Source organism: Bradyrhizobium ganzhouense, assembly GCF_049949285.1.
GTDB classification, from domain to species: Bacteria; Pseudomonadota; Alphaproteobacteria; order Rhizobiales; family Xanthobacteraceae; genus Bradyrhizobium; species Bradyrhizobium ganzhouense.
The window spans coordinates 7,176,754-7,192,581 of sequence record NZ_CP181318.1; the positions used below are offsets into that span (position 1 = coordinate 7,176,754).

15 protein-coding genes and 1 pseudogene are annotated in these 15,828 nt (G+C 63.6%); 5 read left to right on the forward strand and 11 right to left on the reverse strand.

The annotated features are described in order from the left end of the window. Positions 1-45: 45 nt before the first annotated feature. The 6 genes from ACLFLU_RS33255 to ACLFLU_RS33280 form a co-directional block, all read right to left on the reverse strand. Positions 46-831, reverse strand: coding sequence for an ABC transporter permease (locus ACLFLU_RS33255; protein WP_426408935.1), 786 nt, complete (start codon positions 829-831; stop codon positions 46-48). Beyond that, entirely contained in the window at positions 828-1,640 is an 813-nt protein-coding gene (locus tag ACLFLU_RS33260; protein WP_426414124.1) for an ABC transporter permease, read from the reverse strand. The genes ACLFLU_RS33255 and ACLFLU_RS33260 overlap by 4 nt, the downstream gene beginning before the upstream one ends. A gap of 68 nt (positions 1,641-1,708) precedes the next feature. Beyond that, positions 1,709-2,755, reverse strand: coding sequence for an ABC transporter substrate-binding protein (locus ACLFLU_RS33265; protein WP_426408936.1), 1,047 nt, complete (start codon positions 2,753-2,755; stop codon positions 1,709-1,711). 22 nt (positions 2,756-2,777) lie between these two features. Then, positions 2,778-4,085, reverse strand: coding sequence for an NAD(P)/FAD-dependent oxidoreductase (locus tag ACLFLU_RS33270; RefSeq protein ID WP_426408937.1), 1,308 nt, complete (start codon positions 4,083-4,085; stop codon positions 2,778-2,780). Positions 4,086-4,100: 15 nt separating this feature from the next. Next, positions 4,101-4,817, reverse strand: coding sequence for an HAD family hydrolase (locus tag ACLFLU_RS33275; RefSeq protein WP_426408938.1), 717 nt, complete (start codon positions 4,815-4,817; stop codon positions 4,101-4,103). A 34-nt stretch (positions 4,818-4,851) separates the two neighbouring features. Continuing rightward, a complete protein-coding gene (locus tag ACLFLU_RS33280) occupies positions 4,852-5,931 on the reverse strand; it encodes an ABC transporter ATP-binding protein (RefSeq protein WP_426408939.1) in 1,080 nt (359 codons plus the stop codon). A 212-nt stretch (positions 5,932-6,143) separates the two neighbouring features. Here ACLFLU_RS33280 and ACLFLU_RS33285 point away from each other — a divergent pair, with 212 nt between their 5' ends. Then, positions 6,144-7,082 carry a LysR family transcriptional regulator gene (locus ACLFLU_RS33285; RefSeq protein ID WP_426408940.1) on the forward strand — a complete coding sequence of 313 codons (939 nt, stop codon included), beginning with the start codon at positions 6,144-6,146 and terminating at the stop codon, positions 7,080-7,082. 8 nt (positions 7,083-7,090) lie between these two features. Here ACLFLU_RS33285 and ACLFLU_RS33290 read toward each other — a convergent pair whose 3' ends face one another. Next, positions 7,091-8,242 carry an alpha-hydroxy acid oxidase gene (locus ACLFLU_RS33290; RefSeq protein WP_426408941.1) on the reverse strand — a complete coding sequence of 384 codons (1,152 nt, stop codon included), beginning with the start codon at positions 8,240-8,242 and terminating at the stop codon, positions 7,091-7,093. Between the two features lie 34 nt (positions 8,243-8,276). Continuing rightward, on the reverse strand, positions 8,277-9,467 hold the full coding sequence (gene uxuA / locus ACLFLU_RS33295) for a mannonate dehydratase (RefSeq protein WP_426408942.1): 1,191 nt from the start codon (positions 9,465-9,467) through the stop codon (positions 8,277-8,279). 203 nt (positions 9,468-9,670) lie between these two features. Between uxuA and ACLFLU_RS33300 the strand changes: the two genes are divergently transcribed. Continuing rightward, positions 9,671-10,078, forward strand: a complete 408-nt coding sequence (locus tag ACLFLU_RS33300) for a nuclear transport factor 2 family protein (protein ID WP_426408943.1) — start codon at positions 9,671-9,673, stop codon at positions 10,076-10,078. A 13-nt stretch (positions 10,079-10,091) separates the two neighbouring features. Here the strand turns inward: ACLFLU_RS33300 and ACLFLU_RS33305 are convergent, their stop codons facing one another. Continuing rightward, on the reverse strand, positions 10,092-10,844 hold the full coding sequence (locus ACLFLU_RS33305; protein ID WP_426408944.1) for an HAD family hydrolase: 753 nt from the start codon (positions 10,842-10,844) through the stop codon (positions 10,092-10,094). 140 nt (positions 10,845-10,984) lie between these two features. Between ACLFLU_RS33305 and ACLFLU_RS33310 the strand changes: the two genes are divergently transcribed. Continuing rightward, entirely contained in the window at positions 10,985-11,833 is an 849-nt protein-coding gene (locus tag ACLFLU_RS33310; protein ID WP_426408945.1) for an SDR family oxidoreductase, read from the forward strand. 134 nt (positions 11,834-11,967) lie between these two features. Here ACLFLU_RS33310 and ACLFLU_RS33315 read toward each other — a convergent pair. Then, positions 11,968-12,246 (reverse strand): annotated as a pseudogene (locus ACLFLU_RS33315) (dienelactone hydrolase family protein); the annotation flags it as partial. A 459-nt stretch (positions 12,247-12,705) separates the two neighbouring features. Here ACLFLU_RS33315 and ACLFLU_RS33320 point away from each other — a divergent pair. After that, entirely contained in the window at positions 12,706-13,284 is a 579-nt protein-coding gene (locus ACLFLU_RS33320) for a MarR family winged helix-turn-helix transcriptional regulator (protein ID WP_426408946.1), read from the forward strand. A 13-nt stretch (positions 13,285-13,297) separates the two neighbouring features. Here ACLFLU_RS33320 and ACLFLU_RS33325 read toward each other — a convergent pair whose 3' ends face one another. After that, the gene (locus ACLFLU_RS33325) at positions 13,298-14,224 is read right to left on the reverse strand and encodes a hypothetical protein (RefSeq protein WP_426408947.1); all 927 of its coding nucleotides are present in this window, start codon (positions 14,222-14,224) and stop codon (positions 13,298-13,300) included. A gap of 816 nt (positions 14,225-15,040) precedes the next feature. On the opposite strand from ACLFLU_RS33325, the gene ACLFLU_RS33330 reads away from it, so the two are divergent. After that, entirely contained in the window at positions 15,041-15,811 is a 771-nt protein-coding gene (locus ACLFLU_RS33330; protein ID WP_426414125.1) for a response regulator transcription factor, read from the forward strand. The last annotated feature ends 17 nt before the right edge of the window (positions 15,812-15,828 follow it).

Sequence of the window (15,828 nt, forward strand, 5' to 3'; positions counted from 1 at the left end):
CGGTATGGTCCCGGCCTTCGCCGGGACGACGAGGGGGCTCCGCCCTCACCCACCCCTCTTCTGCCGCGCGCTTGCCGCGAGCACCAGCATGAACGACGCCGCCGTCATCAGTGTCGAGATGGCCGCGATGGTGGGGTCGATCTCGTCGCGCAGCGCAGTGAACATGCGCTTGGTCAGCGGCTGATACTGGCCGCCGGAGATGAACAGCGCGACGATGGTCTCGTCCATCGCCGAGATGAAGGCGAAGATACCGCCGGCGACCACGCTGGACTTGATCTGCGGCAGCGTCACCGCGAAGAAGCTGCGCAGGCGGCTCATGCCGAGGCTGCGCGCCACCATCTCCTGCGCGGGGTCAAAGCTTTGCATGCCTGCGAGCACCGAGATGACGACGTAGGGCAAGCCCAGCATCACATTGGCCAGCACGAGGCCCGGCAAGGTCGCGACCAGGCCGACCTTGGCATAGACGAAGAAGATGCCGACCGCGGTGATGATGATCGGCACCACCAGCGGCAGCAGCAGCGCCATGTGGATCACCCGCATGATGCGGAGCTTCGACTGGCTGATGGCGTAGGCAGCGGCGACGCCACACGGCGTTGCGATCACCACCGTGAGGAGCGCAACCGTCAGCGTCACCTGCGTCGCCTGCATCCAGGCCGGATTGGCGAAATATTGCTGGTACCAGCGCAGCGAGAACGACGGCGGCGGGAAAGTCAGGAAGCGCGCGCTGGAGAACGAGATCGGGGCGATGATCAGAACGGGGAGGATCAGATAGACCAGCACCAGCGTACTGATGACGTAGAGGGCAATTCGGGCGGGCGAGATGCGCGTCATTTCTGCCCCAATATGCGATCGAGGGAAATGAAGCGGCTGACGACGGCGAAGATCAGGAGCACGCTTAAGAGCAGAACCACTGCGACCGCGCTCGCCGCACCGAACTGGTTATAGAGCTCGACATTGCGGCTCACCAGCATCGACACCATCACCGTGCGGCCGCCGCCGAGCAGTTCCGGCGTGATGTAGAAGCCGAGGCAAAGCACGAACACCATGGTGCAGCCCGCGAGCACGCCCGGCAGCGACAACGGCAGGAACACGCGGACAAACGTCAGCGACGGGCTCGCACCCAGGCTGGCGCCGGCCTGCATAAGATCGCCGGGGATCTTCTGCATGGTGGCGTAGAGCGGCAGCACCATGAACGGCAGCAGGATGTGCACCGTCGCCACCACCACGCCGAACGTGTTGTGCACGAGGGCGAGCGGTTCGCCGATCACGTCGAGATAACGCAAAAACTGATTGATCACGCCGGTGCGCTGGAGCAGCGCCAGCCACGCATAGGCGCGCACCAGCACGCTGGTCCAGAACGGCAGCACCACCAGCGACAGGATCAGGATGCTCCACCCCTTCGGCACGGAATTGGCAAGATAAGCCACGGGATAGCCGAGCAGCAGCGCGATGACGGTGACCGCGAGGCTGATCTCGAAAGTCAGCGCAAAGCTTCGCCAGTAGATGTCCTCGGTGAAGACGCGGCGATAGTTCTCCAGCGTGAAGCCGTCATGGTAGATCGACTGCCAGGCCAGCCAGCCGACCGGCAGCACGATCAAAAGCAGGATCACGAGCAGCGCCGGCGACACCAATGCCAGCATCAGGCCGTGCTCACGGCGCTGATGCTTTTGCGATGGATCTGGCACGGATGTCGCCAAGGCTGCCTCACCTACTTCTGCATAAACGACGCCCAGCGCTTCTCGGCGGCTTCGCCCGCGGGCGACGACCACCAGGCGTAGGACATCAGCGCCTGCTTGGCCGCATTGGCCGGCTCGCTCGGCAATTGCGCGGCGCGCTCGGGCTTGATCACGCTGGTCTCGAACGCCTTCGGATTGCCCGGGCCATAATCGATGTTCAGCGGCAGATTGGCCTGGTGCACGGGATCGACGGCCTCATTGAGGAATTTCACGGCGGTGTCGAGGTTCGGCGCGCCCTTGAGGATGCACAGCGAGGTGCTCTGCAGGATGCCCTGGTTGTAGGTGAAGGACACCTTGGCGCCTTCCTTCGCGACCGCGCTGACGCGGCCGTTCCAGGCCATCTCCATGTCGACCTCTCCGTCATTGAGCAGCTGCGCCGACTGTGCACCTGAGGTCCACCACACCGTGATGTTGGGCTTGATCTCCTCCAGCTTCTTGAAGGCGCGGTCGACATCGAGCGGGTAAAGCTTGTCGGGCGCAACGCCGTCGGCCATCAGCGCCGCTTCCAGCGTGGCGATCGGATGATTACGCAGTGCACGGCGGCCGGGGAATTTCTTGACGTCCCAGAAATCGGCCCAGCTCTTCGGCGCGTCCTTCGGGAACGTCTTCTGGCTGTAGGCCAGCACGCTGGAATAGAATTCGTACGAGACGGAATAAGGGCTGCGATAGGCCTCCGGCATCGCCGCCGCGTTTGGAATCTTCGAGAAGTCGAGTTTTTCGATCAGCCCCTGCTCGCCGCCGCGCAGGCAATAGCCGGTCGGCGTATCCACCACGTCCCAGATCGGCTTGCCGCTGCCGACCTGCGTCTTGATCGCGGGCCAGGCGTCGGGGATGGAGTCCTGGTTGATGGTGATGCCGAGCTTCTTGGCGGAGGGATCGAGGATCGCCACCGTCTGCGCCTGCTGATAGGCACCGCCCTGTGAGACGAAGGTGATCTGCTCGGCGCCGCTCGCCGCGGTGGTCATTCCGATCGCGCCCAGCAGCGCGCAGCCCAATCCCAGATTCTGCTTCATCGTCATCCTCACCTCCTCCAAAGAGATCTCACTGACCAATCGCATCGAGAAACTGGTACCAGCCGGCGACCATGCGCACGGCGGGCTCGCGCAGCGGATAGAACGGAATGGCCTTCATGCGGCTGACGTCGAGCAGCCCGACCTCGGGCGTCTCGCCGCGCACGAAGGCGGCGAGATAGCGGCCCATCAAGCTCGACATCGCCACACCCGCGCCGTTGTAGCCGAGCGAGACCAGCGTACGGTCGTCGATCCGGCCGATATGCGGCACAGAGTCCAAGGTCATGCCGACCAGGCCTGACCATTTGTATTCGAGCGGGACGTCGGCCAGATCAGGAAAGATGCCGATCATCGCCTTGCGCAGCGCGTCGAAGGCGGCTTGCGAATCCTGCTTTCCGAACGCGCCACGGCCGCCAAAGATGACGCGGTTGTCGACCATGCGGAACCAGCGCATCATGCGCTTGGTCTCGGTGTAGGTGCGTCCCGTCGGCATCAATTGTCCCGCGAGATTGCGCGGCAGCCGTTCGGTCGCGATCAGCGCGCTGCGAAACGGGATCAGCGTGCGCTGCAGATGCGCGGTCGCGCCGGTCAGATCCGAATAGCTGTTGGTGGCGATGATCGCCTGTTTGGCGCGCACCGCGCCTTGCGGCGTCTCGGCGACGACGCCGTCCTTGTCGCGCCGGAGTTTTAGAACCGGCGATTCCTGGAAGATCGGAACGCCGCGGCGCGCCACGCCATCGGCAAGGCCACGCAGATAGTTCAGCGGATGAATACCGCCCGAACCGGGATTGAGCACGCCGCCGACAAAGATGTCCGAGCCGGTCTCGTCGCGCACGCCGCGCTTGTCGAGGATGCGGACCTCGGCAGAGCCCATCTCGCGCGTCATCCAGTTGGCTTCGTCGATCGCGGCCTTCAGCGTCGTCTCGTTATGCGCAGCCTTGACCTGACCGGTGCGGGTCAGGTTGGCGCTGGTGATGCCGAGCTCCGAGACCAGCTCCTCGACCATATCGGTGGATTCATGCGCGATCTCGTACATCCGCTTCGCCATGGCGCGGCCATGGGTGGCGTCGATCTCGCGGAACGACAGCCGAAACTTTGCGGTGATCACCCCGCCATTCCGGCCGCTCGCACCCCAACCGGGCCGGTTCGCTTCCAGCACGATCGGCGACAGCCCGCTCTTGGTGATGTGGTGCGCAGCGGAGAGCCCCGTATAGCCCGCACCGATGATCACCACATCCGCCTGATACTCGCCGGACAGCACGGGAAACGCGCGCGCCGGCTCCGCCGTGGCTTCCCACAGCGAATTGGCGGATGGCGGCGCGCTCCAGTCCCGTGTCATGCCGGCACTCACGGATTACGCCGCAGGCCCGATGGCCGCGTCGGCCAGCGCCTTCAGCGTCGGGAAATGGAAGTCCGGCCTGGTCAGCGTCTCCACGGCAGGCGTGCCGCCGAATCCGGCGACGCCCTGGCGGCGTTCGATCCAGCACACCTTGTAGCCGAGTTTCCGCGCGATCCCGATGTCGTGATACTGGCTCTGCGCGACATGCAGGATATCGGACTGCTTGTAGCCGAACGCGGACTGACGCCCCTTGTTATAGGCGAAGAACTCGGGATTCGGCTTTGCGACGCCGGTGTCGTCAGCGCAGACAGTGTCGTCGAAGGGATTGCCGAGCGCATGTGCGTAGCAGGACAGCGCGACACGGTCCGCATTAGTCATCGCCACCAGCCGAAACTTCGTGCGCAGGCGCTTCAGCGCTTCGACCGAATCCAAGAACGGCCCCCAGCGCAGCACGGAGAGCTGGAACACATCGCAGGACGCATCGTCCGCCGGCAGCCCAAGCTCGGTGGCGAGATGGCGATAGACGTGGAACATCGCCTCGCTGGAGCGCTCGTAATGCTTGTCACGGCCGCGCTTGTAGGGCTCGAAGATCTGCTCGTCGCTGAGCTCGGCCGGCGTCTTGCCCGAGATCTTGCGCACCGCGGAGAGCACGCCGGTTTCGAAATCGATCAAGGTGCCGACGACGTCGAAGGTGAGAACCTTGAAATTGCTGAACGCGGCTTGGGTCGACATATCAGTTTCTTCTCTCGGTTGGACAAGGTTTTGGTCAGTCCACCCGGGGCACGACGATGGTGTCCTCGGGGTGAAGGGTGACGGTGAGGCTGCCGCCGAGCGGCGGGATGCGGCTGTAGGCCTGGTGGTAGCTCGGCTGGCGCAGGCTGAGCGCGATGCCGCCGGTGAGCGAAAGAAAGATGCGCAGGCTCTCGCCCTGGTAGACGATATCGGTGACCGTCCCGGTCAGCCGATTGCAGGCGGCATCCTGCGCGCCGTCGTCGATCAGGAGCTTCTCGCTGTGCACGGCGAGCATCAGCGCGTCGCCGTCGGGAATGGCACGGGCGCTGCGCAAAAGCGCATTGCCGAGCGCGACGCTGGAGGCATCGACGCGGCGGACCGGCAGCATCGTCGCCTCGCCGATAAAGCTCGCGACAAAGGAATCGGCGGGATGATCATGCAGCCGCTCGGGCTCGTCGATCTGGATCAGCCGGCCGTCCTTCATCACCGCAACGCGGTCGCTCATGGTCAGCGCCTCGCGCTGGTCGTGGGTGACATAGATGATGGTGGCGCCGATGCGCCGGTGCAGCGCGCGCAGCTCGATCTGCATGGATTCGCGGAGCTGCTTGTCGAGCGCGGAGAGCGGCTCGTCCATCAGGATCAGCTGCGGCTCGAAGATCATGGCGCGCGCGAGCGCGACCCGCTGGCGCTGGCCGCCGGAGAGCTGCGCGATGCCGCGCTCCTCGTAGCCGGTCAGGCCTACCATCGCGAGCGCCGCGTGCACCTTGTCGGGCCAGTTCGCTTTCGGCAGGCGCCGCGCGCGCAAGGGAAAGGCGACGTTCTCGCCGACGCTCATATGCGGGAACAACGCGTAGTTCTGGAAGACGACGCCGATGTCGCGCTTGTGCGGTGGCATGTAGGTGACGTCGCGGCCGCCGAACAGAATTGTGCCTGAGGTCGGCAGGATGAAGCCGCCCAGAATGCCGAGCAGCGTGGTCTTGCCGGAGCCGGAGGGACCAAGCAGCGAGACGAACTCGCCGGCGCCGACATTGAGGGAAACGTCGTCGAGGGCGCGAACGGCGCCGTACGCCTTGCTCGCAGACCTGATCTCGACGCTTTCCGCTCGTTTGTCCAACGATCGACCTCGCCTCGTTCCCTGCAATGGCGTGCCTCACTGCGCGCCATAAGCCTGCATTATAGACAGCGTTTTGAAGCATTCGCTGGCACAGCGTGCGCCGCACCAAATCTTCGCTCGAACGCCCTGTGTTTAGGCTGTGATGCCAATGACACCAGACTTGGCAAAACTCGGCAATTGCCAAATTCTCACCGCCCTCATAACATGACGTTATGCCCGAGCTGCGCCGGATGCTGCCTTCCAGTAACGCCCTGTTCGTCTTCGACGCAGCGGCACGTAATGGCAGCTTCACGGCGGCCGCCGCTGAATTGAATGTCACGCAGCCAGCGGTGAGCCGCATGCTCGGCCAGTTCGAGGAACATCTTGGCGTCCGCCTGTTCGACCGCAAAGCGGGCCGTGCGGTCCTGACCGAGGAAGGCGAGCTGCTCTATCGCCGCGTGCTCGAAGGCTTTCGCAGCATCGAGACCGGTCTCACCGAGATCGAGCGGCGCCGCAAGGGCACCGAGACGGTGACGCTGTCGGTCTCCTCCGCCTTCACCACACATTGGCTGATGCCGCGCATCGACAAGCTGCAGCGGCAGTTTCCACAGGTCGATCTGCGCTTCCAGCTGATCTCCGGTGCGCTGCGCGGGGCGGTCGAGAATGTCGACCTCGGCATGCGTTTTCGCGATCGCGACGAGCCGTCGTCGGGCGGAACGCTGGTGATGAAGGAAGTCATGCTGCCGATGTGCAGCCCCGGCTATCTCGACGAGACCGATTCCGCCGAAGGCAACACCATCATCCGCCTCGCCGAGACGCCGGGCGACTGGGCCGCGGATTATTCGTCGCTGCTCACCGGCCGCCGCGGCGCCGCCAAGGCGTTGAGCTTCACCGATTATGCCGTCGTGGTGCAGGCGGCCCTGCTCGGCCAGGGTATCGCGCTCGGCTGGCTGACGGTCGCCTCGCACTGGTTGTTGACCGGCGCGCTGGTGCCGGCCTCCGACAGGCTCACCACCACCCGCCGCATCTGCGAATTCTTGCCGCCGCGCAACCGGCCAATGCGCCCGATCGCCGCGGAGATCCGCGACTGGATCATCACGCAGATGCAAAGCGAGATTGCGGCGATCGACCGGCTCTATCCGAAGCTCGGCGCGATGGCCGCCTGCTATTGAGCAGCGCGCTACCCGGGCCGGAAGCGCAGATTGGCGCGCGACAGCTGGCTGATCGACGTGCACCCCATCAGCTTCATGTCGCGCTCGAGTTCGGCGCGCAGCTGGCCGAGGGCGCGTTCGACACCGGGCTGGCCGGCGGCGGCAAGCGGATACAGATAGTATCGTCCAAGCCCCACCGCCTTGGCTCCGAGCGACAACGCTTTCAGGATATGGGTTCCGCGCTGGATGCCGCCATCCATCATCACGTCGATGCGGTCACCCACGGCGTCGACGATTTCGGCGAGTTGATCGAAGGCTGAGCGGGAGCCGTCGAGCTGGCGGCCGCCATGATTGGACAGGACGATCCCGGCGCAGCCGATATCGACCGCGCGGCGCGCGTCCTCCACTGACATGATCCCTTTCAGGCAGAACGGCCCGTTCCAGGTCCGCACCATCTCCGCGACATCGTCCCAGTTCATCGCGGGATCCAGCATCTCCGTGAAATAGCGGCCGATCGACATGGCGCCGCCGCTCATGTCGACATGCTCGTCCAGTTGCGGCAGCCTGAATTTCTCGTGGGTGAGATACTCGATGCCCCATCTCGGCTTGATCGCGAACTGCAGCATGCCGGCAAGCGTCAGGCGGAAGGGGATGCTGAAGCCGGTGCGCAAATCGCGCTCGCGATTGCCTCCGGTGATGCTGTCGACCGTCAGCATCATCACCTCGACGCCCGCCTCCTTGGCGCGCTGCATCATGGCGCGGTTGAGACCGCGATCCCTGTGGAAATAGAACTGATAGACCTGCGGTGTGTCGTAGGCCTTGCGCAATTCCTCGAGACTCACCGTGCCCAGCGAGGAGACGCCGAACATGGTGCCATATTTCGCGGCCGCCGCGGCGACGGCGCGCTCGCCGTCATGATGAAACAGCCGCTGCAAGGCGGTCGGCGAGCAATAGAATGGCTGCGCGAGCTTCTGGCCCATGACGGTGACCGAGAGATCGACCTGCTGCACGCCGCGCAGCACGTTGGGCAGCAAATCGCAATGCTCGAAGCTGGCGCTGTTGCGGCGAAGGGTCGTCTCATCGTCGGCGCCGCCGTCGATATAGTTGAAGATCGGGCCCGGCAGCCGGTGACGCGCCAGCCGCCGGAAGTCGTGGAAGTTGTGACACTGTGCCAGACGCATCTCTCACTTTCGCTCACACACCGCCGCAGATCTCCTATTGATGCTCGATCGCGCGGACCGCACCGCGGAGCTCGGCGAGGCCGCGGAGGCGACCGATTGCAGTATAGCCGGGATTGGTCCGCTTGGTAGCGGCGAGATCGTCGAGCATGCGGTGACCATGATCGGGACGGAATACGATTCGCTTGTCCGGCGAACGCCGCGCGTTCTCCTTCAACAGCACCTTCAGCACTGCGATCATGTCGACGTCGCCATCGAGATGATCGGACTCGTAGAACGTCAGGCCGTCGGCCTCGCGCTTGGTCGCACGCAGATGGGCAAAGGAGATGCGCGGGCCGAAGCGTTCGGCGATCGCAGGCAGATTATTCTCTGCGCGCACGCCGAGTGAACCCGTACAAAAGCAGATGCCATTGGCCTTCGATGGCACCGCATCGAATAGCGCCTGATAGTCGTCCGCGGTGGAAGCAACACGCGGCAGGCCGAACAGCGGACGCGGCGGGTCGTCAGGATGCAGGGTCAAAGAGACACCAAACTGCTCGGCGACTGGCGCGACGCGCGCGAGGAATTCAGCGAGATGCTGCCGCAGGATCTTTGGCGTGATGTCGCGATAGGTCTCCAGCCGGTCGCGGAATTGCGGAATAGTCATCGACTCCGTGGTCGAGCCCGGCAGCGCGCTGGCGATGGCCATGATGAGGTAGTCGACGTCCGCCTGGCTCATCTTGTCGAACAGCGCTTTCGCGCGCACGCGCTGCTCCGGCGAATATTCCTGCGTTGCGGCCGGGCGCTTGAGGATATGCAGCTCGAACGCCGCGAAGCGGTCCTGGTCGAAGCGCATGGCGCGGGCGCCGTTCGGCAGCTCCCATTCCAGATCGGTGCGACACCAGTCGACCACAGGCATGAAATTGTAGCAGATGATCTTGATGCCGCTCGCCGCGACCGCCTCCAGGCTCGCGATCCATGCCTCGATTGATTGCGTCGCCTTGGCCCCGAGGCGCTTGACGTCATCGGGGATCGGAATCGATTCCACCACCGACCAGGTCAGCTGCGAGCGCCCGGGCTGGCCGCTCTCGATGAAATTCTTGCGCTCCTCGACCGCCTGGCGCGTCCAGGCCTCGCCGATCGGCACCTGATGCAGCGCCGAGACGATATCGCTCGCCCCGGCCTGCCTGACATCATCCAGGGACACGGGATCATTAGGCCCGTACCAGCGCCATCCTTCGAGCATCATGTGCGTTCTCCCAAAGCGTTTTCGAGCGAAGTGGATACCGGAAAATCTGTCAAACAAGAACCTGGAGCCCGTTTCGGTGCGCGGCGCGCGGTGGAGATGCTGGTTTCGGCATGATCATAAAGTGGGCATCAATGCTGCACTGCGTTCAAAGTCGGACTGAAGTCGCGCTTGATTTTTGCCTGCCATTGGCCCACCCGAGAGGCATGGCAAAGGACAACAAAGTCATCGCCGCGAACGCGGCTTTTTACGCCGCCTTTTCGACCGGCGATTTTGACGAAATGAAGCGGATGTGGGCGGATGACGACGCCATTTCCTGCATTCATCCCGGCTGGCCCGCGATCGTCGGCCACGCCACCGTGATCGGCAGCTGGCGCGACATCCTACAAAATCCAGAGCGTCCGCAGATCGTCTGCGCCGAGCCGCAGGCCATCGTCGACGGCGACAGTGCGCGCGTGCTCTGCATCGAGATCGTTGACGGCACCGCGCTCGCCGCCGCCAACCATTTTCGGCGCGTCGGCGACGGCTGGCGGCTCGTGCATCACCAGTCGAGCCCAATCGCGCAGATTGTCGAGCAGGCTGAGGACGATAGAGCGAGCCACCGGGTGCACTGACCGCGGCGGCGTTCTACTGTGCATGGGGTTGTTTTGCGGTTTCTTGTTCGGCGGCGAGTTCCGACAGATCGTCCAGTACGAACCGGGCCGCACTGAAATCATCATCTCGGAAAAACAAGCTGCGCGTGATGAGCACGCGAATCCCGGCCCGCGAGGCAGCGATCAACCCGTTGGCGGAATCCTCGATCGCGACGCAGTCGGACGGCTCCAATTTCAGCCGCGCCAGGACCTCGAGATAGACATCCGGCGCAGGCTTCTTGTGCCTCACATCATCACCGGCAACGATCGCATCAAAATCCGCAGCCCAGCGCGTCCCCAGCGCCGGCGACAGCAACGCATCGATGTTGCCGTGCGAGGTCGTGGTCGCAATCGCGAGCCGCTGGCCGCGCGCCTTGGCAGCAGTGAGCAGGTCCGTCACACCGGGCCGCAAGGGGCAGCGACCGGTCTCGACCAGTTCGGCATAATGGGCGGTCTTGATGCGGTGGAGCACGGCGATATCAGCATCTGACAGGGGCGCCGCGGTCTGCTGCCTGGTGTGGAAGGCGCGGATGCGTTCCTTGCCGCCGGTCACGCGCAGCAGGTCCTTGTAAGCTGCCCGGTCCCAATGCCAGTCCAGGCCGTGACGGGCAAAGGCGTGGTTGAAGGCCCGCCGATGCAGCTCCTCGGTCTCGGCCAGCGTCCCGTCGACGTCGAAGATCAGCGCGGCCGCGTTCCGGATCAGCTCCGCCGCGCCGGATGGCGCTATGGTGTCCACTTCCGCCTGCATGGTCGCCCCCTCCCTGTAAAGGCGTGACCATCGCCTGCCCCGGTGGGCAAAGTAAAATCGCAATGTCTTTTGCCGGACCCAATAATCTCTTATGAGCGGAGGTGCGCGCCCTCGCGCGAATGGGAACTCACGGGAGACGCATGCGGCTCTTCATCCTTGGCCTCGGCTACAGCGCCCGGCATTTCGTCCGCAGGTTCGGCGGCAGCTTCTCGCATGTCGCCGGCACGGTTCGCGATCCCGCGACGCGGGACGACCTTGCGGGGATCGAGGTGCATGGCTTTTCCGGCGGCCGTCCGGCTGACGCGACGGTCGACCGTATCAGCGATGCCGATGTCCTTCTGATCTCGATTCCGCCGGGCGGCACGGGAGATCCTGCGCTTGCGGCGCTCGGCGAATTGCTGGCGGCGGGCCGCCGCAAGGTGGTCTATCTCTCCACCATCGGCGTCTACGGCGATCACGCCGGCGGATGGGTGGACGAAAACACGCCGCCGCAGTCCAGTCTCGATCGCGCGCGGATGCGGGTCGCGGCGGAGCAGGCCTGGACGGACACGGCACACGGCGACGTCGCGGTGCTGCGGCTTGCCGGCATCTACGGCCCCGGCCGCAACGCGCTGGTGACGCTGCGCAACGGTATGGCGCGCCGCATCATCAAGCCCGGCCAGGTCTTCAACCGCATCCACGTCGACGATATCGCCAGCGCCATCATGGCCGCGATCAACCACAACAGCGGCGGCACCTGGAACCTCTGCGACGACGAGCCCGCACCGCCCCAGGACGTGATCGTCTACGCCGCGCAGCTGATGGGCATCGCCCCGCCGGCTGAGGAAGCCTTCGCGACCGCCGAGATGTCGGCGATGGCACGCAGCTTCTATGCCAGCAGCGCCCGCGTCTCCAACGCAAAACTGAAGCGCGAGCTCGGCGTCGCGCTGGCCTATCCGACCTATCGGCACGGCCTCGACGCGCTGTGGCGTGAAGGCGACGGACGATAAGGTTCCTAGCCCGTCCCAGACATGCCCTGCCCGCGCTCAAGTAGAAAGGGCGGCCGATTGGCCGCCCTTTGATATTCAGCGTCAGCTCAACACGCCGTACTTCTTGAACTAGGCCTGCGCCTGCGCCCCTGCGTCTTCCGCCGCATCCTTGCGGTAGCTGCCACGATAATCGGCATGGAAGCCGGGCGCCGCGTCACGTCCTTGATGTACTCGTGCAGACCAAAGATCTCCATCGCGACGATGATCACCGGCGCTTTGGTGTTGCCGGCGGGGCGGGCGAAATAGGCCGGCATCTCCTCGGAACAGACCTTGATCTTGGCATCGCCGGCCTGGAGGCCGCTGGTGTCGGTCGTGATCACCTCGGCGCGGACCGGACCTGCCGCAAGCGTGTAGCCCGCGGCACACTCTCGAATTCCCCGGTGATTGTGTGTCCGATTTAACCGCGTGACCGCATCGCGTCGCAACATCCGTTAACCGAAAAGAGGGGTTCTCCCGCCGCCCGCGGCGCCATCACGTGTTGCAGGCTGTGTGCGGTTTCGCGCAATTCGAAACGTTTCGCCGCAACATTCGGCTCGATCGTGCCGCAACGACACATCATGTTGCCCAGGCACAGCACATCACCCGATATTCGAGCGCGAGCCCGCGCCATTTGACTGAAATTTTCAGATCAGTTGAGCCGTCATATTTACTCGAACTTTCTTCGTGACGCTCTAGTTCCACTCCCGAATGTTCCATCTCCAGAACGGAGAAGCGTCTTCCAAGCGCGGCAATTGTTTCCGCTTCGAGCGAAGCTCGACAGCCTCATTCTGACCCGCAGCGATTGCGCACCCAACCGCACAATTGAATAACGCTTTATCCGATCTGGCATCGATATGAATTTGGCTCGCGAAGCAATTGAATTATTGGGACAGGTGGCGCGAATCCTGTGGTTCGAAGGCACCAGGCACGGCATGCGCGATCGCGAGTGGATGGCGCTGCGCTTTCTCTCCCGCGCCAATCGGTTCTCGAGGACGCCTTCGGCGCTGGCAAGCTATGTCGGCACCACGCGCGGCACCGCCTCATTCATCATCGGCGAGCTCGAGCGTCTCGGCTATGTGGAGCGGAAGCGCTCCGCCAAGGACAAGCGCTCGGTGATGCTGAGCGTGACGCAGCAGGGCAAGAAGTTCCTGGCGCGCGATCCCGTCAATGGCCTCGTCGAGGCCATCGCGGTCCTCGATGACGACGGCAAGGTCCGCTTTCGCGACACCTTGCGACACGTGCTCGATCAGGCGGATGTCGCCGAACAGCGGCACCATACCGACGTCTGCAAGCGATGCATTTTCCTCCGGGAGGATCGCACTGCTTCCGAGAACAAGACGACGGTCGAATTCACCTGCCGGCTGTTTCGCGCGCCGATCGCCGAAGCCGAAATCGACCTGCTATGCACCAGCTTCGAGCATCACCGCCAATAGAACTGTCCGCCGCTCATTTTCGCGCTGAGTAGACGACGCCGCCGCTGGTTTCCACCACCAGACGGCCGTTCTCGTTCCTGATCTCCTCGATGCGACCGAGATTCGGGACCTGCTGGCCGAGCATGGCCTCGACGACGCCGCTCGGACCCTGCAGGATCGCGATGCCTTCATAAGCCTGGCGGACCGACCAGCCCTTGACCGCCTTTCGCGGTGCCGAGCTGCGTTCGGCCGGAGATACCGAGCCCGTGGTCTCGGGTGCCGCGACCGAGGCCATCATCGGCATCGCCGGAGACGGCTGCGCTGCAACGGGAGTCGGCGGCTGGACCTGGGCCTGAGCAAGCCTGTCGAGCTTCGCGGTCGAGGACGAGCTCACACGCTCGATGCGATCCAGATTCTCGGCGAACCGGCCGAAACGATCGCTGGTCGCCTTGCTCGACTGATCGACCGCTGTTCGCAGGCCGTCGAGATTCTCGGACACGCCGGACAATTGCTTGCGCAGCTGCGCGACCGTATCGCGCAGATTCCTGATCTCCGCGTTGGCCGCGGCATTGGTCTGGCTCGGCTGCGTGGTGAGATAGGCAATGACACCGGTGCAGGCGCAGACCACCAGGATGGCGGCAACCGCCAGTGTCGCGAGCGGTGCGACCCATGTCGGACGCGGCGGCGGCGGCTTGGCCACGATCACCGCCGGCTTGATCACCACCGGCGCAGGCTTTGGTATCGCCATCTTATCAAGGCGCGCCTTGGCACGAATGCGCTTCAATCCCTCCAGCGCTGCTTTGGCTGCAACTTCGTCGCTCGCTGCCGATACGGGCTTCACGCCTGACGCGGGCTTGGCCGCACGCGGCGCATTATTGGTCTTCGTGTCGCGCGCTTCCGGAGCCGGCTTCGCCGCTGCATCCGCGGTTTCGGCGGGACGCGTTTTTCCATCGGACAACATTTGAAAATGCTCCGTTCGTTTTCGATCTGTTGAACGAAGCTAGTTGGCGAAGCTTGCCTGAAACGTGCGCATCAAAAAATCTCTTCGTCACAAACAACGCGACATCGAATGAGTCCAACGCGTCATGCACGCGGCGAAAGTGCGACTCGAAAGACACACACTCGCCAAGATTTCGCCAAGCTGGAGTCTCGCCGCCACACATGAGTCGAATTGTCGCAGGCGGGTGCGCGGCCAGGAGAGTCAATCCGGGGTTGAAAACCCCACCCTGCGGTGGCCCCACAGCACTACCCAAAATAGCTGTGTTTTTATGGGCATATGGAACTGTATAACCGTCGCGGTGCAGAAGTAGTTTGAATTTCAAATCAACTGATGAGCTCAGAGATATAAAGAAACAATTAGAAACAAACCAACAGCATCAAGCACACGTAGCAAACGCTTTGTTCCGCACGCTTGATCGGAAATCGGCAATTGTTACGGTCCTACTCAAGTGATTCTCGCCAGTTGGCGAGGAGATCGACTGAGTTCAGTAGCGTTCGGACGCAATAGGCAACGTGGCGCAACTGTTCTAGGTCGCTATCTCACCGCTCCGCAGGGTGATCCGTAAGACACCCGCCGGGCCTCACGCAGTAAGCGTTCAGTATCGAGTCGAAGTAGCAGGCCTGCTCACGCAGGCACTGAATGCGTAGGGCTGCCCGCGAACATCGAAACCATAACAACGGTTCGCGGGAGGGAAATATCGTCAAACAGCATGGCGTCGAGCCGGGGCATCACAACAACTCCCGGCCGCTGCAAGTGCGAAACAGGGGCGACAGACTAATGTATATAATCGTTGATGATCGCGAGAGCGTCACGAACAGCTATGTAGGAGGGCTCGTTCGCGAAGGCGTATCGTCGATCGGATTCTCCTCCGGAGAATTCTGGGACTGGCTGCAATCCGCGAACGAATCGGACCTGGCAGCGGTCGATGCCTTCCTTCTGGGGGACTGCGATGCCCGCGGAAGCCTGCCACGGGCGATGCGCAAGCGGTCCACGGCTCCGATCATCGCCATGAGCGGCCAGAAGATGCTCAAGAACACGCTGGAGCTGTTTGAATCCGGCGTGGACGACGTGGTTCACGTGCCGATTCACCTGCGTGAGATCCTCGCCCGAACGGCCGCGATCGCCCGGCGCCGGGTAGGCGAGCTGCCGAGGCCCTGCGAGACCAGGATCCAGGTCTTCTTCAACGGACGTGACCCCGAGATCGCGGGCCACGCCCTCACGCTGCCCCGCCGCGAGCTGCGCATTCTAGAGTATATGGTCAGCAATCACGGCAAATGGGTCACCAAGACGCAGATCTTCAACGCGGTCTATGGCATCTTCGAATCCACGTTCGATGAGAGCGTGATCGAAAGCCACGTCAGCAAGTTGCGCAAGAAGCTGCGTGACCGACTCGGTTTCGACGCGATCGTGGCACGGCGCTACGTCGGATACCGGCTCAACATCCCCGCCAATGAGGCCATCGACGAGCCGATGCAGGAGTTCGACGAGGTCGGCATCCTCCTGAACCGGGCACATGCCGCCCCGGCGGCGTACCCGGCCGGCAACTGAGCCACGGCTTGCAAACG

Coding starts and splice junctions, on each gene's coding strand:
- ACLFLU_RS33255 (WP_426408935.1), bottom strand. CDS start 831: ATGACGCGCATCTCGCCCGCCCGAATTGCCCTCTACGTCATCAGTACG.
- ACLFLU_RS33260 (WP_426414124.1), bottom strand. CDS start 1,640: ATGCTGGCATTGGTGTCGCCGGCGCTGCTCGTGATCCTGCTTTTGATC.
- ACLFLU_RS33265 (WP_426408936.1), bottom strand. CDS start 2,755: ATGACGATGAAGCAGAATCTGGGATTGGGCTGCGCGCTGCTGGGCGCG.
- ACLFLU_RS33270 (WP_426408937.1), bottom strand. CDS start 4,085: ATGACACGGGACTGGAGCGCGCCGCCATCCGCCAATTCGCTGTGGGAA.
- ACLFLU_RS33275 (WP_426408938.1), bottom strand. CDS start 4,817: ATGTCGACCCAAGCCGCGTTCAGCAATTTCAAGGTTCTCACCTTCGAC.
- ACLFLU_RS33285 (WP_426408940.1), top strand. CDS start 6,144: ATGCCCGAGCTGCGCCGGATGCTGCCTTCCAGTAACGCCCTGTTCGTC.
- ACLFLU_RS33290 (WP_426408941.1), bottom strand. CDS start 8,242: ATGCGTCTGGCACAGTGTCACAACTTCCACGACTTCCGGCGGCTGGCG.
- uxuA (WP_426408942.1), bottom strand. CDS start 9,467: ATGATGCTCGAAGGATGGCGCTGGTACGGGCCTAATGATCCCGTGTCC.
- ACLFLU_RS33300 (WP_426408943.1), top strand. CDS start 9,671: ATGGCAAAGGACAACAAAGTCATCGCCGCGAACGCGGCTTTTTACGCC.
- ACLFLU_RS33305 (WP_426408944.1), bottom strand. CDS start 10,844: ATGCAGGCGGAAGTGGACACCATAGCGCCATCCGGCGCGGCGGAGCTG.
- ACLFLU_RS33310 (WP_426408945.1), top strand. CDS start 10,985: ATGCGGCTCTTCATCCTTGGCCTCGGCTACAGCGCCCGGCATTTCGTC.
- ACLFLU_RS33320 (WP_426408946.1), top strand. CDS start 12,706: ATGAATTTGGCTCGCGAAGCAATTGAATTATTGGGACAGGTGGCGCGA.
- ACLFLU_RS33325 (WP_426408947.1), bottom strand. CDS start 14,224: ATGTTGTCCGATGGAAAAACGCGTCCCGCCGAAACCGCGGATGCAGCG.
- ACLFLU_RS33330 (WP_426414125.1), top strand. CDS start 15,041: ATGTATATAATCGTTGATGATCGCGAGAGCGTCACGAACAGCTATGTA.